We start from the raw sequence: 20,714 nt of genomic DNA, 5'->3' as shown, positions 1-20,714 counted from the left end.
GACCTCAGGTATCTTGGCGGCTGACACTCATGATCAGGACCTTGGAGACATCGTCACCTAGATCCTTCTTCGCCACCTCAAGCAGAGATTTTCGCAAGGTGCCGAGGTTGTCGGAATGCGTGAAAGCACCGTCGAACCCTCCGGTATTGGCGTGATCGAACAGCACTTGCAGAAAACCGTCCCGCAGCTTTGGCTCGATCGCGTAGAAGGTTTCGGTGATGGCCGAGTTTGCCTCAAGGCTCAGGGACATGGTGACGAGGGCTGAGATCTCCTCATCCTCCACAATCGGCACGACAAATTGCTTGGTGAGCTTGAGGTATTCGAAGCCTTCGCCCTCACCCTTTTTCTCCTTATCCTTGGCATGCTTTTCCTTTGTTTCCTTTTTCGCCTTTTCAACCTTTTCAGGCCCCTCGGTCTCTTTCTTCGTTTCACCGGACCCAAGGAAGGTCCCGGCGCCGATGCCGGCGCTCGTGCCAATGATCAGAAAGATTACGGGAAGCAGTTTTTTAATCATGAGAGCCCCTTAAAACGGCAAAACGGTATCGAGGATCTGCTGGCCGTAGCGCGGCTGTTGCACATCTGTGATCTGCCCGCGACCACCATAGGACACACGCGCCGAGGCGATCTTGTCATAGGTAATCTCATTCTTGCGCGAGATGTCCTGCGGGCGCACATAACCCGCAACCAATAGCTCTCGCAGTTCGAAATTCACGCGCAGCTCTTGCGCGCCCGAGATCGACAGAACTCCGTTCGGCAGCACATCAATCACCGTCGCGGCCACGCGCAGGGTCAGTTTTTCATTCCGCCGTACCGACCCGCGGCCGGAGCTTGAGGCCTCAGATTCGATCCCAACGGCCTCGTCGAACGAGGCCCCTTCGGGCAGTTTGTCTTGTGCCCTTTGCGGCAATCCGAACAGGTTCGGCACTGACAGGTTTTCAGATCCTGACCGCGACCTGTTGGTGTTGTTGGAGATCTCAGCCTCTTCGTCCAGCTCAATCACGACGGTCAGGATATCGCCTTTCTTGATGGCCCTCTGGTCACCAAGCAGCGACTGCTGCCCCCCACTCCAGAGCGACGAGCGATCCACCGTGCGCTGCGGTTGAGTATGTAAGGGCAGGCCCGGCCACAGCATCGCCACCTGTTCCGGCGAATCCTCGGTCGGGGTGAAGCTGGGCGGTTTACCCAGGTGATCCAGTCGCCCGCAGGCCGAAATCGTAAGTACCGCAAGAAGAAGGGGTTTTGACAATCCAGACATCATTTTACCTCGATTTGACCATCAGACCGGATAAGGCCCGTCACTGTTGTCCGCGAGGACAGGTTCATTACTCGAATCCGGTCCCCCACTGCGCCCCGGCCCAGCGCGCGGCCTTCGGTGGTGATCGACAGCGGCCGGCTGCTGAACACCAGAACGACCAGATCATTGCGATCTACAAGCGCGGGTGGGCCGACATCCTCCGCGCGAATGGGGCGGCCGGGATAGAGCGCGACGCGGGCCTCCTGCCCGATCAGCGCATTCGGATCAGTTACAGCCCCCGGCAGGTCACGGGGCTTTGTCTCAAGATCTGAGGGCGAGATGATCTCTTTCGCGCGGATCGCCCGGGTCGGCACCACAATCTCGGCAAGGGCCCCAACCGGCGCCATTAGGGTCAGGCCAAGCAGCAACACACGCATCAGCGCACCTGCGTCGTTGCGCTCATCATCTGATCGACGGCGGTGATGACCTTGGCGTTCATCTCATAGCCCCGCTGGGCCTCGATCAGTTCCGTCACCTCGCGCACAGCATCGACCGAGCTGTCCTCAAGATACCCTTGCCGCAAAGTGCCCAATCCGTCCTCGCCCGGTACGCCCTGTACCGGTGCGCCGGAGGCCTCGGTCTCTTTGAACAGGTTGCTGCCAATGGCCTCTAGACCCTTGGCGTTTGAGAAACTGGTCAAGATGAACTCACCCAGGCGTTGGCCTTCGGGCGCATCGTCGAAATAGGCATAGACCTCGCCCGACGCGTTGATCGAAATGGACCGCGCATCGTCGGGGATTGTGATCTCGGGTGAGACGGCGAACCCGTCCGATGTCACAATCAGCCCTTCGGCCGAGCGTTTCAGACTGCCATCGCGCGTATAAGCGGCCTGACCGTTTGGCAGCGTCACCTCAAGATAGCCGCGTCCTTCGATGGCCACGTCCAGATCATTCCCTGTCGCCGACACGGCCCCTTGTGCCAGTTGCACAGTTACAGCGGCCGGGCGCACGCCCAGACCCGGCTGAATACCCGTTGGCAGCACCGTCCCGTCTGAGGCATTTACCGCCCCGGCCCGTGCCATCTGTTGGTAGTGCAGGTCCGCGAACTCGGCCCGGCGCGCGTTGTATCCAGTGGTGTTCATATTCGCGAGGTTGTTCGAGATCGTCTCGACCCGCATTTGCTGCGCGGTCATACCCGTCGCCGCGATTTTCAATGCCCGCATGGGATGTCTCCTTTCTTAGCGCATCAGCGCTTTGAGCGCGCCGCGTACCCGTTCATGTTCGGTTTCGAGAAAGCTCTGACCCAATTCGTAAGCGCGCTGGATTTCGATCAGCCGAGTCACCTGAGCGATGGCGTTGACATTCGACCCTTCGAGAAATCGGTGCAGGACAACCGGCTCATCAACTGGGTCAATATTGCCGGTCGTGCTGAACCGCGTATTGCCCTCCCGCACCAGATCCTTGAGGTCTTCGACGCGGTAGACCCCGATCTGACCCAGCAATTGCCCTTCGACACTGAGCGTGCCGTCGCTGCCCACATCAATCGAGGCCGCATCGGGCGGGATGAAAACCGGCGAGCCATTGCTGTCCAATACCCGCGCACCATCCGGTGCGACTAGGTCGCCCTCGGCATTGGGGGAGAAACTGCCCGCACGGGTCAGGCGGTTGCCTTCGGGTGTTTCCACCATGAAGAAGCCGTCCCCTTCGATGGCAAAGTCGAACTGCCCTCCGGTTTCGGTCAAGACCCCTTGCCGCTGAGAGGTATTGCGCGCTTCGGCCCGGCTCATGGATAGGGACGGATTACCCGGCATGTCGCGGACGAACTCCGAGAACACCAACCCCTGCGCGCGATAGCCGGTGGTGTTGGCATTGGCGATATTGTTCGCCACCAGCCGCATTTCATTCATCAGCCCGGATTGGCGGGACAAGGTGACATAGGCGGTATCCATCAGCGACCTCCTGCGATCAGCGGAACCAGGGTTCCCGTGAAAAACGTGACAAGTGTCTGGGTCATGAACCCCATCGAAATCCAGAACACGACGACGATGGCGATCAGTTTGGGCACGAAAGTCAACGTCATCTCCTGCACCGAGGTGAGGGCCTGAAACAGGCCCACGATCAGGCCCGAGATCAGCGCCACCGTCAGGATCGGGACCGAGGTGATCACCGCGACCCAAAGCGCCTGGCGGACGATGTCGTAGAAAAGGCCTTCGCTCAGCATGGCTCAGACCGGCATTCTCAGGATTTCCTGATAGGCCTCGACCACCTTGTTGCGGACGATCACGGCCGTTTCGACCGCAAGTTCAGTCTGGGCCAGAGCCTGCACCAGCGCATGCGGATCGGCCTGCCCGGTCATCGCGGCCTGCGATATCTGCTCGCTTTGCTTGAGGGTTGTGGCAAAGTCCTGAAACGTTGAACGCAGGCCCTGTGCCATGCCTGCATGGTCGGGATTGGCCTGCGTTGCAGGTCGGGCCACCGTGTAGTTCTGTGCGGCGGTCAGGGATCGGATATCCATTCTGGCTCTCCTTTATTTTCTAAGCAATTCCATAAGGGACGACGACATCTGCCGCGTCTGATCGAACATCTTGAGGTTGGCCTCGTAACTGCGCTGGGCCTCACGCGCGTCGGCGATCTCGATCATCAGATCGACATTCGAGCCGAGGTAGTGCCCGCTTTCATCCGCAAGCGGGTGGCTTGGATCGTGAATGCGCGACAGGTCGCGGCGATCCAGCTGCACACGGCCCGCCTGCACCATTGCCTTGCCATCCTGCTGAACCGTCTCAAACGGGACGGTTTTGCGCCGGTATCCGGGCGTATCCGCGTTCGAGATGTTCTCGGACACGTGCCGCAACCGGGCTGCCTGCGCGCGCAACGCGCTGGCCGAGGCGGATAGGGAATGGGAAAAATCGCTCATATCAAACGCTCCTTACCCGCGGCCCAGGCTGGTGCGCAGAATGCCAATGGACGAGCGATAGATCGCCAAGGCACGGTCATGCTGGCGCTTGACCTCAATCGCTTTGAGCATCTCGCCTTCCAGCGAAACGCCATTGCCATTGGGATCACCGTGCGGCTCAGCCTCATACTCGGCCCATGTCTGCCCGGATGGGCTGCTGCCGTTCAGATGAGCCTGCCGGGTGGCGGTCATTTCGGTCTTGGCTGAGGTGTTTTCGAATGCGGTTTTGAAGGCCTCGATATCGCGGGGCTGGTAGCCCGGCGTATCAGCGTTGGCCATGTTGCGCGCAACGACCGCCTGCCGTTGTCCGGCATGGGTTGCCATTGCGTATGCTGTCTTAAAGACGTTCAGGTCAGAGAACATCGGGGCTTCTCCCTCGATCAATTTCAATCAAGGCTTAACCCCGATTCCTTTAGAAACCGTTTTCAGAACCCAGTTGGAGAACCCACAATGTCCGATCTCGATCCGATGCTTCTGAAATACGAATTCGACAGGCTGTCCGCGGTGCGCCATGTGGGCCTTGTGTCCGGCGTGGCGCATGGGGTGATCGAGGTCAGCGGCCTGACCGAACACGCGCGAATCGGTGACCTTTTGACGCTACACCGTCGCGCGGGTCCCGATCTTGAGGGCGAAGTTCTGCATGTGGGGGCCAAGCATATCCACATGATTCCCGGCTCTGCGCCCGATGGCGTCAGCCTTGGCGACCGTGTGAGCCTGAAGGCCTCACCCGATTTTGCGCCCGGGATGCATTGGTTGGGTCGGGTCATTGACCCGTTTGGCCGGGCGCTGGACGGAAAACCGCTGCTGCCGGGGGCGCACGCGCGGGACATTGTACAACCTCCTCCGCCCGCCGTAGAGCGCAAGCCTCTGGGTAAACGGATGGCCACGGGTCTGTCTTTGCTCAACACCATGCTGCCCATCGTGCAGGGCCAGCGCGTTGGCCTTTTCGCTGGCTCGGGCGTCGGGAAATCGACGCTGCTGGCGACTCTGGCCCGGTCGATGCAGGCGGATGCGGTTGTCGTGGCTCTGGTCGGGGAACGCGGGCGCGAGGTGAATGAATTCGTGACCCATGCGATGGGGCCCGAGACGATGAAACGCGCGGTTGTGGTGGCGGCGACTTCGGATCAGTCCGCTCTGGCCCGTCGCCGCTGCGCGTGGTCGACGATGTCGGTGGCCGAGTATCTTCGCGATCAGGGCCTCAATGTGTTGTTCCTGGCCGATTCGGTCACGCGCTTTGCCGAGGCGCATCGTGAAATCGCCGTGGCGATGGGGGAATCCCCCTCGCTGCGCGGGTTCCCACCGTCGGTGACCCCTTTGATCGCTAATCTGTGTGAGCGCGCCGGTCCGGGCACACAGGCGCACGGTGTCAATCGGCATTGAATAATGACCCCCCATCGGCGTCCAAATTTGCCCCCCCTTGGAGCTAAGAGGGGCGTTGAGGGGGTCGTGTTTAGGTTGATTCAGGAGGGGGTGGACAGCAGGTCAAACCGAAAAGAGAGCGTAGCTCGACTGAAGGTTTGACCTGCTGTCTGTTTTGAATTTATTCCCCGATTTCGAGGTTAGTCGCGGTGGTTAATTCGCCAGCTTTCGTTCCCGGTTTCGATGATATCGCAATGGTGTGTCAGTCGATCCAGGAGAGCAGTGGTCATTTTGGCATCTGTGAACACACTCGGCCATTCAGCAAATGCGAGGTTGGTTGTTAGCAGAATAGACGTTCGCTCGTACAGTTTGCTGATGAGATGGAAGAGTAATCGTCCACCAGACTCTGCGAACGGCAGATAACCGAGTTCGTCTATAATCACGAGGTCGACGCGGATCAGCTGCTCGCTGAGCCGCCCGGCGTTGCCTTCGCGATGTTCAGCCTCCAGCTTGTTCGCGAGATCCACAGCGCTGAAGAACCTGACCCGCCGGCGGTTATTGACCGCGTGGCCCCCGATCGCTGTTGCGAGATGCGTTTTGCCCGATCCGGTTCCACCGACCAGCACGCCATTCCTGGCCTGGTCCATAAAATCGCCGTCATGAAGATTGCGCACGACTTCCTCGTTGACGGGGCTGACCGTGAAGTCGAACTCAGGTAAGGACTTGCAGACCGGGAACTTTGCGGCACCCATCTGATACCGGATCGAGCGCGCAGTCTTTTCGGCCAGTTCGGCCGTGAGGAGTTCGGCCACGACCTGTTGGGGCCGCCAGTTGTTTTTGGCTGCGGCCTGCATCACTTCGTCAAAGCAGTTGACGATGCCTGGCAACTTCAGTTGACGGGCAAGTTCGAGAATTTCCTTACGCAGTTGCATGGGAGCCTCCAAGCCTGTCATAGCGAGCGCAATCCGCGATCGGTGCCATTTTCAGCTGCAGGTGGGCAGGCGGCTCAATCGCCTTTGGCGGCGGGGGATTGGTGCGCCGAGAGACAATGTTCAGGATCGCATCGGCCTTGCGCAGGCCAGATTTTAGAGCTTCTTCGCAGGCAGCCTCGACCACATCAATGTCGTGCTGGTAAGCAGCGAAAAGAATATCGGCAAGTTGCCGGTCTCCGTCGGATGTGCCCCGCAGATGGGTCCAGATCTGCGTCATTGCCGGTGGTAGGTCCCAGTCACGGAACGGTGCTCCATTGCGCAGAGCGCCAGGCTTGCGCTTGAGGACGGGCACATAGTGCCAAGGGTTGAAGATCGTTTTTCCTCGGCCGAAGCACCGTTCGTGCTCTCCGACAATCTCACCGTCTTGGCGCAGGACAATCCGCGTGGCGTAGACCTGCAACTGGACCTGACGTCCAACAGCTCTTGCCTCAACGCTGTATTTGTTTCTTTCGAAGTTGATCAGGCAGGTTCGGCTCACGGCGACCGTCTTTTCACGGAACCCGACGAAGGGCTTCTGCAGATGCGTCAGCAGCGGCTTTTCCTGCTGGAACTCCTCCCAGACCGTCACCTCCAGGTTTTCCGGATGCCGCAGTTCTTTTGCGCGTTTGATCGCGTCTTTTTGCAGCCGGGCATTCAATTCATCGAAGTCGGCCACCTCCAGACGCGGTGTAAAACTATAGGCGCGGCTCTCCTTGACCAGATTCTCAACCTGACCCTTCTCCCAACCGGCCGCGCGCGTACAGGCGATCGGGTTCACCAGATGATGAGAACACATCCGGGAGAATGCCTTGTTGAACTTTCTTTCCTTGCCCGACAGGATCGCATCGACGGCGGTCGTCATGTTATCGTAGATCCCGTTGATGCAGCCTCCACCAAAGAATTTGAAGGCCTCGTCGTGGGCATCAAAGACCATCTCCTGCGTCTCGCGCGGATAGGCAATGGAGAATGGCATGCGGCTATGGCAAAGTTTGAAATGGGCAACCTTCACGGTCGTGAGTGCACCGTCCATCAAAACCGTCTCCACACTCCAGTCGAACTGGTACGCCTCCCCAGGATCAAAGATCAGCGGGATGAACGCCTGCGCCTGTTGTCGGCCGTGCGCAATGCGCCAATTCTTTGTGTAGCGTCGAACACTGTCATACCCGCCGCCAAAACCATCATCGGAGAGTTCCTTCCAGATTTTGGTCATCCGCTTGCGGTGTTTCTTCGGAAGCGCCTCGTTCTCCTCAAGCGTTTCATCCAGACGCGCGCGCCAAGGCCCGAGCACCGGGTATGGCTGCGATTTGCGCTCATATTTGAACTCCGTCACTCCCGATCGGATTATCTTTCGAACCGTTGCACGGCTCAAATTGAGCGAACGGCAAATTTCCTTGATGCTCTTTTTTTCGATCAGGTGTAAGCGACGCACTTTTCTAATAGTTTCCACGCAAATCATCCCGCTTGCCTCTCCATCGACTGCTCAATGAAAAGGATGTCTACAACCATAGGGAGGGGTCAAATTTGGACGCCGATTTCCCCGCTTAGGGGGTCAAAATTGCACGCTTTTCTACACGCACGGCGACATCACCGCTGTTTTCAGCGTTCTGGTCGCTGGCTCCGATATGGACGAACCCGTTGCGGATATCCTGCGCGGGGTTCTGGACGGCCATATCGTCCTGAGCCGCGACATCGCCGAGCGCGGGCGATTCCCTGCGATTGACCTCAGCAGGTCGGTGTCGCGCAGCCTACCTGCTGCCGCGACCGAGGCCCAGAATCAGATGATCTCGGAAACCCGCAAGCTTGTGGGCAGCTACGAGCAGTCCGAAGTGATGATCCGGGCCGGTCTCTATGCCGAGGGTTCGGACCCGCTGCTGGATCAGGCCGTGCGTGTTCATGATGAGCTAGACAGCTTCTTTGGCAAAACCGATCCGGAGGTGTAGCGCGACAGAATTATTGCTCAATCCGCGACAGTTTCGCGCCCAATCGATGTGATTTTCGCGTTGATTTCCGGTGCGACAGTTTCGTGCTCAATCGGGATTTTGTGCGGCAGTATTGTTGTCACACACCGGATGCGCACTGCTGACAGTGCAGTACAGCAGGACTCTAGGGCGCGGGGGGTGTTCCAAAGAAACTCTGCAGGAGTGACATAACAATCCACCCGACGGCGGCAACTCCAGCGGCACCCAAAATCCAGCCGATGACCTTTAGCCAAGGCTTGGCATCATTCACAATCTGCCGAATTTCATGTACATCGGAGGTCAGGATTTTCAGGTTACTGGCAAGGTTTTTGACCGAGTGATCAAGCGTTTCAACGTTGTCAATAACATCAGCAAGGTTCCGGCTGCGCATTCTCATCATAAATTCGACATCTTGTGACGGAAAGTCCTTTTGCCCTTGATATGGCCCGGTATATCCGTGCTCGTCCTCTGATGATAGCTCATAGAAAATGACCGACATGATCACCTGGCCGTATTGCAAAATAATCGGCTCCAGCGTCGGATTATATAGGGAAACAAAAATTTTTCCCTTATAGCCGGGATCGATTTGAGGACCCCCAAACGCGATGACACCCCTCCTCGCAAGACCAGAGCGGATGCCGTATGACGCGCAAATGCTGTTGGGCAGTTCAAAAAACTCTTCCGAGGATACAGACGCCCAAGAGTTGCTTTCGAGAATGAACTCATCGCCCTCTCCCCAGACATGACGACCGGCACCGGCGGCAAGAACATCGCCTATTCGACAATCGTAGCTCGCGGGCTCGATTTTAGTCTTGTCAAACGGCTCGATTTTGATCGCGCCCGTTGCGATTCTGTCACCGATATCTTTTCGTCCAAGGATTGCCATGCCTGCGCCTTTTCCTGCCTTGCAGAAAGATTAACATTCCCGACCGCACAATGGAATCCCGCGCGTTGATTTTCGCCGCGACAGTTTCGCGCCCAATCGGGTTGTTGTTTTGCCATTTTTGCTTTTGATCAGCCTCATTACTTCAGCGCAGAAAACGGCTCGGTGAGAGCGCGGCAGAAGTCGCCGGACCAGTTCGGGTTGTGGTTCTGAAGGTGTGCTGGCGCGATATCATCAAGGTGCAGGCGGTTTTGCGTTCTGAGGAACCTGATGGTCTCGCAGAGTTCCCTGATCACGGGTGATACAAGGCGTTCGGCTTCTGCATATGGCCCGCTGCCGTTGTGAAAGCTGCGTGTGGTTGCGGTATTCTGGAACCATGTCGCGATGCCTTCCTCCATGACACTGGCAACGCCCTGTGCGGGATCAATGAGGTGGACGCATTCGTGAGCAAGCTGCCAGCGCGCCCTTGCCCCGTCCTGCATTGCGGACCGGTTCAAGTGCACAATGACATGCTTGCCATGAGGATGGGTGTCCGGGAACCATGTCTTGGGCATTTCATGGCATGTATCGACAAACTCGATGCCGAGGACAGTGAAGGCGGGATCTCTGGGCCCCAGCATGGCTTCGATGTCGGACAGGAACACGCCGAGCCATCGCGTGAAGGTGCGGGGCTCAAATCTGCTGGTCGCGCCCTCCTGCATGACAAGCCGTGTGACGAACTGCCCGTCAGCGGCCATTGAGGAGGATCTCTGAAAGGGCCAGATCGGCGGCTTCATTTGGCAGGCGACGGCCGAAAGCCTCAAGCAGGGTCTTGTGGAGCGCCTCGAGCGCCTCGAGTTCCTTGCGCTTGTCGTCGATTCTGGCGGCGAGATATTCCATTGAGGACGGTGTGTACTGGCTCATGTCCGATCTCCGTTGTACGTGTTTCCTGACTTCCGACATTTTTTCGTATAAGTCATTGATATTATTATGCCTTGGTTGCCAAAAGGCACTACACGGACTTTTTTCGCCAGCGATTGTTTCGGAGTGTTGAGGGAGCTCAGGCTTTGGTCTGGCCAGTTTTTCGGGTGCGCCCGGGGGGTATCTTGAAAGGGGCTTCGTTCCAGGTCAGGCCGACGCAGGTGAGGATGCGTCTGGCATCGACCGTGGCATGGCTTGGCATGCCGTAGCGGTCAGGGGTGCCTTTGTGGCGCAGGATCGAGAGCTGCAATGCGTTCAACTCGTTGCGGATACGAGCCGGGCTCATCGGGTGTCCGAGCAGGTCCAGATGCTTGCGCAGGTGCTGCAGGCAGCAGAAGGCCATGTAGCAGATGGCGATATGGGCCCGGACCCGACGCGGCGACCAGTGATAGATGGGCCGGATTTTCAGATCGTGCTTGTTGGTGCGGAAGCAGGCTTCGATCTCCCACAACTGGTGATAGCGGGCAATGACGTCCTGTGCCTCCAGTTCGTCCGCACCATGAACAACAATGGCATGCAGCCCGTCCCATTGTGCCGCTGCCTTGATCTTTGCATCATCCAGCGTGACGTCCCCGCTGTCGGGGAAGGCCAGGAAGCGGCCATATCCCCGGCTGCTGAAGCTGCCGGGTTTGCGAGAGCGCTTGAGCTTCTTGTGCAGCTTTTCGATTGCCTTGTCGCGCTTGTGGGCATCATTGCGTGCCCGGGTGGGTGACCAGGTCACAATGACCCGCGCTCCCTCCTGGTCGATCACCTTGTACCAGCCCTTCTCGGTTGCCTCTTCAGAACCGTGTCCAGCCCAAGGCTGGCGTCCCTCCGGGCTCAAAATGTTCGCCTTCACGGCGGCCGGGGCGGACTTCATGCGATAGCCGAGGATGTAGGGCAGACCCTTGTTCTGCAACATCTGCTGGTTGTCCTTGCTGAGCATGGCGGCATCGGCCACGAACGTGACCCTGGCCACGTCGAAGCGTCCCTCCAACGCCTTCAGCGCAGCTTCCAGCGTATGACCTTCCCAGGTGTTTCCCGGGAAGAGTTCATAGCCCACAGGCAGCCCATCGGAGGTGACGATCAGCGCCAGCATGACCTGAGCGCGGTGATGCTTGCCATCCTTGCTGAAGCCCTTGGCCAGAAGATGATCCTGCTCGACCCCGTCCGCATCCTCGGCCGGGTCCTCGCGCTCGGTGTCAAAGGCCAGGGTCGTGCAATCGTAGAACAGCACGGTCACTGGCCCGCCCAGCAACTTCTCTGCCGCCGCGTGAGAGGTTTTGCAAATCCCGTCTATCACCGGCGTATTGATGTAATCCATGCTCCGATAGACCACGTCCAGATTGAGCGTGATGCCTGCCTGGTTCTCCAACGCCTCCACGGTCGCGCGCTTGCTCTCGGGCTGTGCGATCCGCGCCATAACCAGCTCTTTCACAATGCGATTGGCACTTTTACGCGCCGCCCCCAGAAGGGCCCCCCAACCCAGTTGGTCATACATCGTCCCCATGACATCCCGCAGACCCAGAGAGACCCGCGCCTCCTCACGGCACTCGGCAAGATCAACGCCAAGCTTGTCCGGCCGCGGAGCGCGGCGCACCAGCGCCTGCAGATCGGCATATTCCGTGGGCGTGAACAGTTCCATTTGCGGCGAGCGATCAATGCGTAATTGCTCCATCAAGCGGCCCGCCAGACGCTTGATATCCTCAATCTCGCTGTCGTTATGGGCCACACCCACATGGCGCAGGATCTTCTGGCGTACCTTGGAGCCGGTGCGGACGGATTCAACGATCTGGATCCGTGTGCGGTTGAGCTTTGCGTCATGTTTGGTGCGGATGAACATGGGCGAAGAGGTTAGCCATCTGAAGGCCCATGTCAATACTTTTTATAATAATGGGGCACTACAACGCGCCTCTGAGCAACCACACCTGAAAACAAACCAAAAACCCAGTCAGATCAACAAAAAGGTCGGAAGTCAGGATGGCATGTATCGACAAACTCGATGCCGAGGACAGTGAAGGCGGGATCTCTGGGCCCCAGCATGGCTTCGATGTCGGACAGGAACACGCCGAGCCATCGCGTGAAGGTGCGGGGCTCAAATCTGCTGGTCGCGCCCTCCTGCATGACAAGCCGTGTGACGAACTGCCCGTCAGCGGCCATTGAGGAGGATCTCTGAAAGGGCCAGATCGGCGGCTTCATTTGGCAGGCGACGGCCGAAAGCCTCAAGCAGGGTCTTGTGGAGCGCCTCGAGCGCCTCGAGTTCCTTGCGCTTGTCGTCGATTCTGGCGGCGAGATATTCCATTGAGGACGGTGTGTACTGGCTCATGTCCGATCTCCGTTGTACGTGTTTTAGCATATCCGCGCGGGCGCGTCATTGGGGCTGGGTGGCGTGCTCCGGCCATCCTTGTGCGACGTTTATGGCAAGGATTGCCTCTGCGGTTGTGGCGGCGGTGATGGCATCCTTGAGTGTGCGGGCGTGGATGCGGCGGGCGCTCTGCCAGGCCGAGAGGGCTTTGGCGAGGGCTGTGATGTCCTCTGCGCGCATGGGGACGCGGGTGTTTGCGGCATCGATCCAGACGAAGTCTTTGGGCCAGTTGGGTTCTGCGGCGGCGCGCAGGGCGGCGGCGGTGATGGCTGCGGCGCTTTTGGTATCGCCCTGCCAGGTGCGGGCGTTGTGGGTGAAGGTGGTGCGGCGTGCAAGCTCTGCGGCCAGTTGGGCGTGCTTGTGCTGCCGGGCCTCTTCGCAGGCCTGGTGCACGGCGTGCCGGGTGAGGCTGTCCCATGCGGGCTTGTCGCCGGCCTTTGCATCTTCGCGGCCATAGGGGTCGGGCTGTGTGGCGGCGGCGAATTGCGGCGGGTTCCATGTGTAGCGGTCCCACATGGTTTTGGTGATGGTCTCCGGGGGCTCGGCCTCTTCGGGGAAAGCGGTCCATGGCAGGATGTCGTGAGGCAGGGCAAGACCTGTCTCGGTGAGGGCCAGGAGCGCCTGTGCGAAGGCGTCGTAGGAGAGCGTTTGTGGCGCGGGGTCTTGTGCGGTGGGGTCTTGTGTCACTGGGCTTTGTGTCACTGGGCTTTGTGTCATGGGTCATATCCTGGGTCAGGCGACGGGATCAGGCGAAGGGGCGGGTTTCTCGTGCGGTGAGGGTGAGATATGCGGCAGCACTCCATGCGACCCGTGTGCTGCCGCCTCTGATACCCGCGACGCTCGCGCCCCCGGTGCGTACGGTTCCTGTTGCGCGCAGGGTGAGCCTTTTCTGCCGGCCGACCGGGGTGAGCCGGGCGGGCAGCACCCCGCTGAGAACGGCACGGCCTGCGGCGCCGGTGGTGACGCTGATGCTGAGGGTCCGGATGACGACATTGTCGAGCCGGACCTCGAGCCGGACGTTGAAGGTTGCGCTGTTGTATCTTGTGCCCACGGCCGATTCTGAACCCTCGCTGTTGCGGCTATGTTCGTACCAATAGGACGAGGAAGGCGGGGTGAACCCGCCGCCCGAGACCTCGACCGCGTAGCGGATGATCTCGTCGGCACTGTCCCTGCGCACCACGATATCGGAGCCGCCATCACTGCGGCGCGTGGAGAAGCGCTGGTTTTTTCTTGTGCGCGCCCTGCCCGACGCGTCCAATCGCCAGCGCGCGCCCCGGGCCACATCGCCGATGAGGCTGTCATCGAGATGGGTGAGGGTGATGAGGCCGGGGCCGATCTGGACGCCGCCGGTGATGAGCGCGGTGTCGGCGCGCAGATGGGTGCCGTCGATCTGGCCGGCGGCGAGGGCCTCGGCCAGCAGCGTGCCGGGGATGACGGTATTGCCGTTGATGACATGGGTGACGGGGAGCCATGCGGTGCCGGTCCAGGCGCGGGTTTCGGCCCAGCCTCCGGCGCTGTCGGTGAGGGTGACCACATCGCCGGTGACATTGGCGCCGGGGGTTGCGCGATCGGCGATGCTGTTCACCCAGCCGCGCGCGCTGACGCGCCGGGCATAGCTGCCCGCCCCGCGCGCGCCATTGCTGCCATCACGCCCGTTGATGCCGTTGCGCCCGTCACGCCCGTTGCGGCCGGGGTCTCCCTTGTCCCCCCTGTCTCCCTTGCCGCCGGTATCGCCTTTCCTGCCCGGTCGCCCCTGCCGGCCGGTATCGCCGGTATCGCCCTTCCTGCCCGGCCGCCCCGGGGCGCCGTCGCGTGCATATCTGGTCCATTGCACCGGTCGGGAAAACGCCCCCCAGTTGCCGGAGGAGCCTTTGCGCTGGCTGGCCCAGAGATAGGGTCTGGCGGCGCTGACGTCAGGGGCATCATCAACCCAGCCCTCGGGCACATGATCGTCGAGGCGCCGCTGGGTGGCTGTTGTGCGCGGGGTGGCGGGGCGGATCGGGGTGCTGGTGGCGCGAAAGATGAACTCGACACCCGGACCATCAAGGCCCGGTCGCCCCTGCCGGCCGGTATCGCCGGTATCGCCCTTCCTGCCCGGTCGCCCCGGGGCGCCGTCGCGTGCATAGCGGGCCCAAAGCTCGGGTGGCGAAAACGCGCCCCAGTTGCCCGAAGAGCCGGTGCGGCGACTGGCCCAGAGATAGGGCGCGTCGCGCGTGATCCCGACGGGATCATCGGACCAGCCGGGGGGCACATGATCATTTGCCCTGGACTGCGCGGGCGTTGTCTGCGGTCTTGCGGGCGCCCGGCGGGTGGCGGTGCGCCGGAAGATCATCTCGACCCCAGCGCCATCCTGCCCGTCACGCCCATCCTGCCCGTCGCGTCCCGGCTGCCCGTCCTGGCCCGGGTCCCCGTCGGTGCCGTCGCGTCCCGGCTGACCGGCGGCCCCCGGGATGCCGTCGCGTGCATATCTGCCCAGGAGCGCGGGGCGCGAAAACGCCCCCCAGAGCCCCGCGCGCCCGCGCCGCTCGCTGATCCATTCATATGGCTGCTCCACGGTGACACCCAGGGGCGTGGCGGACCAGGGCGGGGGCGTGTAGCCGGGCATCTGGGCCGGATCTGTTGCCGCCCCTGTTGCCGCCTCACCCGTTTGCGCGGGCGGGGTGAGGCTGAGGGTCATGGCGGTGACGGTGTCGCGGGAGCGCAGATTGTAGAAAAGCAGCCGGAAGGTGAAGCGCTCGCCGGCCCTCAGCGTGATGTCGAGATGATCATCTGCCCCGCGGCGCGCGGCATTGCCCTTGGCGCTGAAGATGGCCCAGTCGGTGCCCTGGTCGGGGGCGCCGTCCATGGTGATGCGCCAGGTGCCGGCGCGTCCCCGGGGTGCGGTGAAGCGGAACCATGTGGCGGTCCAGGCCGGGCCCGGCGGGTCGAGGCCCTTGAGGAGGGGGAAGATATCGAGCGCCCGGATGCCGAGCGGGGTGGTCAGGACATGGGGGGCCTCTTGCGTGCCTGAGCCGGTCAGCCCCGGCGGCGGTGGCGCGGTGGCATGGGCGGTGCGGGTGAAGAGCCGCTCGACGCTGGCGCCGTCCTGTCCATCCTGCCCGTCCTGTCCGTCCTGTCCGGGCCGGCCCTGCGCTCCCAGGGAGGACCAGAGCGTGGGGCTGCTCCAGCGGGTCCAGGGCCCGCCGCCGGTGCGGCCCTTGCGTTCGGTGATCCACTGGAAGGGGGCCTTGGATGTGAGGCTGACCGGTATGCGCTGCCATCCTGCGGGCAGATGGGTATCGCTGTCGCTGCCGCCAGGCCCCGGGCGGGCGGGTGGCGCGTTCTGCGTGGCGCTGGCGCGGAACGCATATTGGGTGACGGGCAGTTTGACCGCATCCGCCAGATCGACGGGGCCGGTGAAGGCGGCCTCTCCGGGCACGCCATCCCTGTTCAGGGCGGCGAGCGCAAAGCGCCAGCGCCCGGCGGGTGGCAGGCGTGTCTCGAGCGGCAGGGCGGTGATCCGGCCATGCAGGAGCGGGGTGAGCGCCTCCCATGTGGCCGCAGCGCGCGCGGGCCCGTAGCGCAGGGCGTAGCCGGCGACGCGCCCGTCAGGGGGCGGGGTGGCGGTAAAGCGGCGGGCGCCATCGCCCAGCATCTCGACCCCGAAGCCTTCGGGGGCGGCGATGGGGACGGTTTTGTCGCCGATGAGGGTATGGGTGGTGGTGAAGACGGGCCCGAGGGGGGCGGCGCGGGAGCCGGGGGTGATCTCGATGTCGATCTCGCGGCCGGAGGCATCATCGGTTGAGAAGATATATGTGGTGACGGCCTGCCGGTCGTCTGCCACGACGCGCCAGCCATGGCTGTCGCGGGCGCGGATGGTCGCGCCCTGCCAGGGGCCGGATGTGGTGAGCCGCAGGGTCACTTCGGTGGTTCCGTCGGCGCGCGCCCGATCGGTGATCGCGGCATCGAGCACGGCCGGGCTTTGGGGAGCGGGCAGCGGCAGGGGCGCGCTGAGATCGGCGGTGGCGGCGTTGTGATAGGCGGCCACCTCGTCGATGGCCTCGAGCCGGATGCGCGTGGCCGAGACCGGTTCAAAGCCCACGATGCGCAGGGGCGCGGGCGGGGCGTCACCGGGATAGACGCGCCAGAGCACATCCGACACCTCCGTCTCTTCGTGCTGCCAGTCATCGGGCAGGGCGCTGGCGGGGCGCACCAGGGCTCCGTCGGCGGTGATCGCGCGGGTGATGAGGCGACCATCGCCCAGGCGCAGCATCGCATACCAGCTCTCGTCTTGCGCGATCTCGAAGCTCTGGCCCAGGTCCCAGCGTTCGGGAAGGTTTCTGGCGGCGTCAGCCGGCAGGACCGTGACGAGCCGTCCGGTCTGGCCGCCATCGATGAGGGAATGGGTGAGGCGCACCACGTCGCCCCGGGCGATGGAGAGCCCTTCGGCGGCCATCTCCCATGTGAGACGGCGGCGGTGATAGAGCTGGCGGGCGGCCTGCAGATTGGCTTCGGTGGCGGCCTGGGCGGGCGTGGTGACGCCCGGCAGCGTGAGGGTTGCGGTGCGTTTGGGCGTGGTGACGCCCGGCATGGTGCGGCGCAGGGTCTGGAATTGCCAGTCGGCGTCCGGGTCGAGATAGCGCACGGCGATCTCATCGGCGGGTTTTTCGCCGGACCAGGTGATCTCGAGGCTGCCCGCTATGATATTGCCGGGGGTGATGAGCGCGGTGGCGGGGGTTGCGGGGTCGTCCCACACCACGCCCAGCTTGCCGCTGGCCCATGTGGGGCTGGCCCGCCCGCATTGGCAGATGGTGCGGATGATCCGGGCCGAGGGAACGGGGCGGTCGAGGCTGAGATTGCAGGTGAGGTTCTGCCTCTCGCACCAGGCGGCCCAGGCGGTGAAGGAGGGCAGGTCGATGCGCCGGTCAGCCAGTCCCAGCCCCCAGGCAAGGCGGCCCGAGAGAAAGCCGCCGCGCAGGAAGGCGAGCAGGATCCAGGCCGGGTTGGAGGTGGCGCGGGGTTTGGCGCGGCGCGAGACCGAGCGGGGCAGTAGATGCCGGGTGATGGCGTGGATGGCGGGCAATTGGCCGGAGGCCTGGGCCGAGGCGGGCAGGCGCAGCCGCAGCCGGGTCTGGCCGCTATAGTCGGCGGTATCGGGCTGGAAGGAGCGCAGCGCGGCCCAGGCCAGCGCGTCGATCTCGTTATCCGCGCCCGAGGGCGCGGTGCGGCGGCGCACGCGGACCTCCCACTGCGCGGTCGCCCCGGGGTGGATGCGGATGGTGCGGCGCAGCCCGTCGCGGGGGCTGTCGCCATTTGCGCGCAGCGTGACGCGGCGGCGGGTCCAGCCCTCGCGCACGCCCACCCTGCGATAGCTGATCACGATCTCGCGGGAGAGAGCGTAGGGTTTGCCGGAGCGTTTGCGCAGACCGAAGAGCTGCCCGGTGATGTCGAGATCGAAGCGGTTGGTGCCGGGGCTTGTACGGCGCGAGATCAGGCGGCGGCCTTCGAGCTCTGCGCCCTGGATGGTGTCGACATTGGCAGGCCATGTGGGATCGGGCCCGCGCAGGATCTGCGCCTGTGCGCCTGGAAAGTCCGACAGCGGCTGGTTGCCGATGCGCAGGTCGGCGCGCTCCAGATGCAGGTTGCCCAGGCCGAATGTGAGGCTGAGATTGAGGAACTGCGCGTCATCCTCGAACTCGGTCCAGGGTTTTGCGCCGAGATCGGGAAAGACGCGGTGGCGTCCGAAGGTGAGCAGGAGCGGCGCGTAGGGCCGGGCCCGGTTGGCACCGCCGCTCAGCGAATAATCGCGGCGGGCGGGCGCGTCCTGGTCCAGCCCGTCCGCGTCGCGCACGGGCACCAGCGCGTTGATGATCAGCCCGCCGGCGGTGGAGATGGCGGCCCCGGCCAGGGCGCCGGCAACCTGTGCCCCCAGGCTGCCGGCCCCAAAACCAAGCGCGCCGCTTGAGGCGATGGCGGAGGCGGCCCAGCCGCCGATGGCGATGGTGGCGATGGTCAGGATGGCCGCAAGCGGGTTGGAATCATCGCCCTGAAGGGCTGCGCGCAATGTGAGGCGCTGGCCGGGGCGCAGGGCCGTGTGCGCCCAGGCCCCGGGCGGCAGGGCGATCCCGTCAAGGCTTACGTTTACCGGCAGGGACCCCCGCGCGGGCCAGGCGAGATCCAGCGCCTGGGCCACGCTCAAGGGTTCAGGTGGGGCGTCAGGGGTGCGCGCGGGCAGGGGCAGGATGATCTCCGGCACCCGGGCCTGCGCGGTCAGCGGGTGCGGCCACAGATCGGCGCTTGCAAAGCCGACCTGAGAGGCCGTCACAGGGGGTTTGAAGGGCGTTTGCGAGGGTGTTTTTGAGGGTGTTTTTGAGGTCATGATCCTGTCTCCCAGCGATAGAGCCCGACCACCACAAGCCCGCGCGCGGGCAATATGCGCAACCGGTGCAGCACCGTGCCCAGCCCCGGTTGCCAGTGCAGGCAGGCCGGCTCGGTCATGTCGGCATAAAGCCCGATGTGATGGCCCAGCCCCGCGCGGCGTCCGCGCGCGCGCATCAGCACCCCGTCCCCGTCGCACGCCCTCTCGCGCGCACCCAGGCGCCGGGCGATCCCGCCTTCGGTTGCGCGCCCGGTTGTGCATCCGGTTTTGCGCCCGGCTTCACACATGAGCGCGTCCCGGATGGCCGCGTCATTGGCGCGGATGCCGCCCGGCGCGGCGGGCAGGGCGATGTCGGACCCGAACTCGACGCGCAGCACATGCGAGACCAGCGCGGCGCAATCTTCCGCCCGATGCCCGATCCAGCGCTCTGTCCAGTGCGTCTCCATCAGCTGAGCTTCCATCAGAACAGCCCCATCAGAACAGGCCGGGAGAGGTGGCGGGATCGTGGCGCAGGGTTACACCCGCGCGGCCCAGGAGCGGATCAAAGCCCAGCCGGGCGGTCACCTTGCGGCTGGTGGCGGTGATCTGCAGCACATCCATGGTGACGTCATAATCGGGGGTGGCAACGGGGGTATCCGCGCGCGCGGTGACGATCATGACCCGCACGGTGATGCCATGGATGCCGCTGGCGGTGGCGCGCGCCCCATCGATCCAGGCGGTGAGCTCGCGGCCCACATTGTCAATCGCCAGTTCCGCCGCCGGCACCCGGTCGGGTGCGTCCGTGGCGATGCGGGCCTCAAAGCCCAGGGCGATATATTTGCGCCCCCCGACCACCCGGTCGCGGCTCTGGCCGTCATTGATGATGCGCACCCGGGCGGAAAGCTCCGGGTGCGCGATTTCCAGCGCCGCCAACTGGCTGTCTTTCGGGCTTGCGGCAATGCGCGCGCGGGCGCGCGCGGCGTTTTCGGCTTTGCTCATGTGGTTTCCAGCTCCATCTCAAGTTCCCAGCTGCGCCGCCCGGCGGGCGAGACATGCGCGCGGTAGCTGATGCCGCCATCCCCGCCCACCACGCGCATCATGACCCGCGCCCCGGTCTCGTCGGGAAAGCGAAACGGGCGATGGGCATTGGCCCCGGCCCAGGCGCGGAACCGGATGAGGTCTTCATCGGGGCTGCGCGTGATACCTGCCTCCCGGCTGCCCAGGAGCCGGTGCGCTCGACCACGGTGACGGGCAGGATCTGCCGGGCCGGGTCGATCCGTGCATAGGCGGGCCATGCGGGCCTTGTGGGAGAGAGGGGGGCGGACATCAGTAGGGGCTCTCCCCGGTGGTGGTGCGGACGGCCTGGCCGATGGGGCCGTTTGTGAGGATGTCCTCGACGACGAGGCCGATCACCCAGCGATCGGGGCTGAAACTGGCGTGCGCCTCCACCGCCCGCTGCGCGGTGCCGCGATTGTCGATCGAGATATCAACGCGCGGTCCCGGCCCGGCCCCTGATGCCTCTGAACCGCTGCGCCCCGGCAGGCGCAGGCTGGGGATATCGTGGCCGCGCAGCCCCGGCACGCCCGGCACACCGGCCACGCCGCCGGCATGATAGCGCGCCGCCTCGCGCAGGATCGCCTGGGCCCGGGCCTGATCGGGGCTGTCCGCGCGCCCCGCCAGCAGGGCCCGCGATTGCGCCGAGGTCAGCACCGCCTC

At 63.2% G+C, this 20,714-nt stretch carries 23 protein-coding genes and 2 pseudogenes; 3 read left to right on the top strand and 22 right to left on the bottom strand.

Annotated elements, in window-relative coordinates; all coding sequences use genetic code 11:
* Positions 1–4: 4 nt before the first annotated feature.
* From ACOERD_RS28710 to ACOERD_RS28670, 9 genes are read right to left on the bottom strand one after another with little or no spacing between them, the layout of a single operon-like run.
* Positions 5–514 carry a flagellar basal body-associated protein FliL gene (locus tag ACOERD_RS28710; protein ID WP_170689414.1) on the bottom strand — a complete coding sequence of 170 codons (510 nt, stop codon included), beginning with the start codon at positions 512–514 and terminating at the stop codon, positions 5–7.
* Between the two features lie 9 nt (positions 515–523).
* Complete coding sequence (gene flgH / locus ACOERD_RS28705; RefSeq protein ID WP_419741405.1) at positions 524–1,255, bottom strand: flagellar basal body L-ring protein FlgH; 732 nt, start codon at positions 1,253–1,255, stop codon at positions 524–526.
* Positions 1,255–1,671 carry a flagellar basal body P-ring formation chaperone FlgA gene (flgA, locus tag ACOERD_RS28700; RefSeq protein WP_419741278.1) on the bottom strand — a complete coding sequence of 139 codons (417 nt, stop codon included), beginning with the start codon at positions 1,669–1,671 and terminating at the stop codon, positions 1,255–1,257. Before flgA ends, flgH begins: the two co-directional genes overlap by 1 nt.
* On the bottom strand, positions 1,671–2,456 hold the full coding sequence (gene flgG, locus ACOERD_RS28695) for a flagellar basal-body rod protein FlgG (protein WP_419741277.1): 786 nt from the start codon (positions 2,454–2,456) through the stop codon (positions 1,671–1,673). The genes flgA and flgG overlap by 1 nt, the downstream gene beginning before the upstream one ends.
* Before the next feature lie 15 nt (positions 2,457–2,471).
* Complete coding sequence (locus ACOERD_RS28690; protein WP_419741276.1) at positions 2,472–3,182, bottom strand: flagellar hook-basal body complex protein; 711 nt, start codon at positions 3,180–3,182, stop codon at positions 2,472–2,474.
* Entirely contained in the window at positions 3,182–3,454 is a 273-nt protein-coding gene (locus tag ACOERD_RS28685; RefSeq protein WP_170379938.1) for a flagellar biosynthetic protein FliQ, read from the bottom strand. Before ACOERD_RS28685 ends, ACOERD_RS28690 begins: the two co-directional genes overlap by 1 nt.
* A 3-nt stretch (positions 3,455–3,457) precedes the next feature.
* The gene (gene fliE, locus ACOERD_RS28680; protein WP_419741275.1) at positions 3,458–3,748 is read right to left on the bottom strand and encodes a flagellar hook-basal body complex protein FliE; all 291 of its coding nucleotides are present in this window, start codon (positions 3,746–3,748) and stop codon (positions 3,458–3,460) included.
* Positions 3,749–3,760: 12 nt separating this feature from the next.
* Positions 3,761–4,147 carry a flagellar basal body rod protein FlgC gene (gene flgC / locus ACOERD_RS28675; RefSeq protein ID WP_170479807.1) on the bottom strand — a complete coding sequence of 129 codons (387 nt, stop codon included), beginning with the start codon at positions 4,145–4,147 and terminating at the stop codon, positions 3,761–3,763.
* Between the two features lie 12 nt (positions 4,148–4,159).
* Positions 4,160–4,549, bottom strand: a complete 390-nt coding sequence (locus tag ACOERD_RS28670; protein ID WP_419741274.1) for a FlgB family protein — start codon at positions 4,547–4,549, stop codon at positions 4,160–4,162.
* A 105-nt stretch (positions 4,550–4,654) separates the two neighbouring features.
* Between ACOERD_RS28670 and fliI (ACOERD_RS28665) the strand changes: the two are divergent.
* A pseudogene (gene fliI, locus ACOERD_RS28665) lies at positions 4,655–5,551 on the top strand (flagellum-specific ATP synthase FliI); the annotation flags it as partial.
* Between the two features lie 194 nt (positions 5,552–5,745).
* On the opposite strand, the gene istB reads toward fliI (ACOERD_RS28665), so the two are convergent.
* Both istB and istA read right to left on the bottom strand, forming a co-directional pair.
* Positions 5,746–6,477: an IS21-like element helper ATPase IstB gene (istB, locus tag ACOERD_RS28660; RefSeq protein WP_419737606.1), complete on the bottom strand. Its 732-nt coding sequence runs from the start codon at positions 6,475–6,477 to the stop codon at positions 5,746–5,748.
* Entirely contained in the window at positions 6,464–7,972 is a 1,509-nt protein-coding gene (istA, locus tag ACOERD_RS28655; RefSeq protein ID WP_419737605.1) for an IS21 family transposase, read from the bottom strand. The genes istB and istA overlap by 14 nt, the downstream gene beginning before the upstream one ends.
* A 121-nt stretch (positions 7,973–8,093) precedes the next feature.
* Here istA and fliI (ACOERD_RS28650) point away from each other — a divergent pair.
* Positions 8,094–8,456: pseudogene (gene fliI, locus ACOERD_RS28650) on the top strand (flagellum-specific ATP synthase FliI); the annotation flags it as partial.
* A 163-nt stretch (positions 8,457–8,619) separates the two neighbouring features.
* Here fliI (ACOERD_RS28650) and ACOERD_RS28645 read toward each other — a convergent pair.
* From ACOERD_RS28645 to ACOERD_RS28630, 4 genes are all read right to left on the bottom strand, one after another.
* On the bottom strand, positions 8,620–9,360 hold the full coding sequence (locus tag ACOERD_RS28645) for a dCTP deaminase (protein ID WP_419737952.1): 741 nt from the start codon (positions 9,358–9,360) through the stop codon (positions 8,620–8,622).
* A gap of 137 nt (positions 9,361–9,497) precedes the next feature.
* Complete coding sequence (locus ACOERD_RS28640; protein ID WP_419737951.1) at positions 9,498–10,094, bottom strand: hypothetical protein; 597 nt, start codon at positions 10,092–10,094, stop codon at positions 9,498–9,500.
* Positions 10,084–10,260 carry a hypothetical protein gene (locus ACOERD_RS28635; protein WP_419737950.1) on the bottom strand — a complete coding sequence of 59 codons (177 nt, stop codon included), beginning with the start codon at positions 10,258–10,260 and terminating at the stop codon, positions 10,084–10,086. Before ACOERD_RS28635 ends, ACOERD_RS28640 begins: the two co-directional genes overlap by 11 nt.
* A gap of 136 nt (positions 10,261–10,396) precedes the next feature.
* A complete protein-coding gene (locus ACOERD_RS28630) occupies positions 10,397–12,139 on the bottom strand; it encodes an IS1634 family transposase (RefSeq protein WP_419737624.1) in 1,743 nt (580 codons plus the stop codon).
* Between ACOERD_RS28630 and ACOERD_RS28625 the strand changes: the two genes are divergently transcribed.
* Positions 12,132–12,314 carry a hypothetical protein gene (locus tag ACOERD_RS28625; RefSeq protein WP_419741273.1) on the top strand — a complete coding sequence of 61 codons (183 nt, stop codon included), beginning with the start codon at positions 12,132–12,134 and terminating at the stop codon, positions 12,312–12,314. The two genes, ACOERD_RS28630 and ACOERD_RS28625, sit on opposite strands and share 8 nt — an antisense overlap.
* Before the next feature lie 131 nt (positions 12,315–12,445).
* Here ACOERD_RS28625 and ACOERD_RS28620 read toward each other — a convergent pair whose 3' ends face one another.
* The 7 genes from ACOERD_RS28620 to ACOERD_RS28590 all read right to left on the bottom strand — a co-directional run.
* Positions 12,446–12,622, bottom strand: coding sequence for a hypothetical protein (locus ACOERD_RS28620; RefSeq protein ID WP_419737950.1), 177 nt, complete (start codon positions 12,620–12,622; stop codon positions 12,446–12,448).
* Positions 12,623–12,667: 45 nt separating this feature from the next.
* Positions 12,668–13,378, bottom strand: a complete 711-nt coding sequence (locus tag ACOERD_RS28615; protein WP_419737949.1) for a DUF4376 domain-containing protein — start codon at positions 13,376–13,378, stop codon at positions 12,668–12,670.
* A gap of 28 nt (positions 13,379–13,406) precedes the next feature.
* Positions 13,407–19,019 carry a host specificity factor TipJ family phage tail protein gene (locus ACOERD_RS28610; RefSeq protein WP_419741272.1) on the bottom strand — a complete coding sequence of 1,871 codons (5,613 nt, stop codon included), beginning with the start codon at positions 19,017–19,019 and terminating at the stop codon, positions 13,407–13,409.
* Positions 19,016–19,480, bottom strand: a complete 465-nt coding sequence (locus tag ACOERD_RS28605; RefSeq protein ID WP_419740846.1) for a hypothetical protein — start codon at positions 19,478–19,480, stop codon at positions 19,016–19,018. The genes ACOERD_RS28610 and ACOERD_RS28605 overlap by 4 nt, the downstream gene beginning before the upstream one ends.
* Before the next feature lie 13 nt (positions 19,481–19,493).
* A complete protein-coding gene (locus ACOERD_RS28600; RefSeq protein WP_419740845.1) occupies positions 19,494–19,997 on the bottom strand; it encodes a DUF1833 family protein in 504 nt (167 codons plus the stop codon).
* Positions 19,994–20,293: a hypothetical protein gene (locus ACOERD_RS28595; RefSeq protein ID WP_419741271.1), complete on the bottom strand. Its 300-nt coding sequence runs from the start codon at positions 20,291–20,293 to the stop codon at positions 19,994–19,996. Before ACOERD_RS28595 ends, ACOERD_RS28600 begins: the two co-directional genes overlap by 4 nt.
* 31 nt (positions 20,294–20,324) lie before the next feature.
* Positions 20,325–20,714 (bottom strand): hypothetical protein (locus tag ACOERD_RS28590; protein ID WP_419741270.1); only part of this gene is annotated, 390 nt, incomplete at its 5' end.

The organism is Ruegeria sp., from assembly GCF_965199275.1.
Lineage (GTDB): Bacteria > Pseudomonadota > Alphaproteobacteria > Rhodobacterales > Rhodobacteraceae > Ruegeria.
The sequence above is the reverse complement of the archived record's forward strand: the minus strand, read 5'-3'. Positions and strand labels throughout refer to the sequence as shown.

Excerpts from the sequence above, each read along its gene's own strand:
- ACOERD_RS28690 (WP_419741276.1), bottom strand. The coding sequence starts at position 3,182 with ATGGATACCGCCTATGTCACCTTGTCCCGCCAATCCGGGCTGATGAAT.
- ACOERD_RS28610 (WP_419741272.1), bottom strand. The coding sequence starts at position 19,019 with ATGACCTCAAAAACACCCTCAAAAACACCCTCGCAAACGCCCTTCAAA.
- flgC (WP_170479807.1), bottom strand. The coding sequence starts at position 4,147 with ATGAGCGATTTTTCCCATTCCCTATCCGCCTCGGCCAGCGCGTTGCGC.
- ACOERD_RS28605 (WP_419740846.1), bottom strand. The coding sequence starts at position 19,480 with ATGGAAGCTCAGCTGATGGAGACGCACTGGACAGAGCGCTGGATCGGG.
- ACOERD_RS28625 (WP_419741273.1), top strand. The coding sequence starts at position 12,132 with ATGAACATGGGCGAAGAGGTTAGCCATCTGAAGGCCCATGTCAATACT.
- ACOERD_RS28710 (WP_170689414.1), bottom strand. The coding sequence starts at position 514 with ATGATTAAAAAACTGCTTCCCGTAATCTTTCTGATCATTGGCACGAGC.
- ACOERD_RS28670 (WP_419741274.1), bottom strand. The coding sequence starts at position 4,549 with ATGTTCTCTGACCTGAACGTCTTTAAGACAGCATACGCAATGGCAACC.
- ACOERD_RS28630 (WP_419737624.1), bottom strand. The coding sequence starts at position 12,139 with ATGTTCATCCGCACCAAACATGACGCAAAGCTCAACCGCACACGGATC.
- fliE (WP_419741275.1), bottom strand. The coding sequence starts at position 3,748 with ATGGATATCCGATCCCTGACCGCCGCACAGAACTACACGGTGGCCCGA.
- istB (WP_419737606.1), bottom strand. The coding sequence starts at position 6,477 with ATGCAACTGCGTAAGGAAATTCTCGAACTTGCCCGTCAACTGAAGTTG.
- ACOERD_RS28620 (WP_419737950.1), bottom strand. The coding sequence starts at position 12,622 with ATGAGCCAGTACACACCGTCCTCAATGGAATATCTCGCCGCCAGAATC.
- ACOERD_RS28635 (WP_419737950.1), bottom strand. The coding sequence starts at position 10,260 with ATGAGCCAGTACACACCGTCCTCAATGGAATATCTCGCCGCCAGAATC.
- istA (WP_419737605.1), bottom strand. The coding sequence starts at position 7,972 with ATGATTTGCGTGGAAACTATTAGAAAAGTGCGTCGCTTACACCTGATC.
- flgA (WP_419741278.1), bottom strand. The coding sequence starts at position 1,671 with ATGCGTGTGTTGCTGCTTGGCCTGACCCTAATGGCGCCGGTTGGGGCC.
- flgH (WP_419741405.1), bottom strand. The coding sequence starts at position 1,255 with ATGTCTGGATTGTCAAAACCCCTTCTTCTTGCGGTACTTACGATTTCG.
- ACOERD_RS28600 (WP_419740845.1), bottom strand. The coding sequence starts at position 19,997 with ATGAGCAAAGCCGAAAACGCCGCGCGCGCCCGCGCGCGCATTGCCGCA.
- flgG (WP_419741277.1), bottom strand. The coding sequence starts at position 2,456 with ATGCGGGCATTGAAAATCGCGGCGACGGGTATGACCGCGCAGCAAATG.
- ACOERD_RS28615 (WP_419737949.1), bottom strand. The coding sequence starts at position 13,378 with ATGACACAAAGCCCAGTGACACAAAGCCCAGTGACACAAGACCCCACC.
- ACOERD_RS28595 (WP_419741271.1), bottom strand. The coding sequence starts at position 20,293 with ATGGCCCGCCTATGCACGGATCGACCCGGCCCGGCAGATCCTGCCCGT.
- ACOERD_RS28645 (WP_419737952.1), bottom strand. The coding sequence starts at position 9,360 with ATGGCAATCCTTGGACGAAAAGATATCGGTGACAGAATCGCAACGGGC.
- ACOERD_RS28640 (WP_419737951.1), bottom strand. The coding sequence starts at position 10,094 with ATGGCCGCTGACGGGCAGTTCGTCACACGGCTTGTCATGCAGGAGGGC.
- ACOERD_RS28685 (WP_170379938.1), bottom strand. The coding sequence starts at position 3,454 with ATGCTGAGCGAAGGCCTTTTCTACGACATCGTCCGCCAGGCGCTTTGG.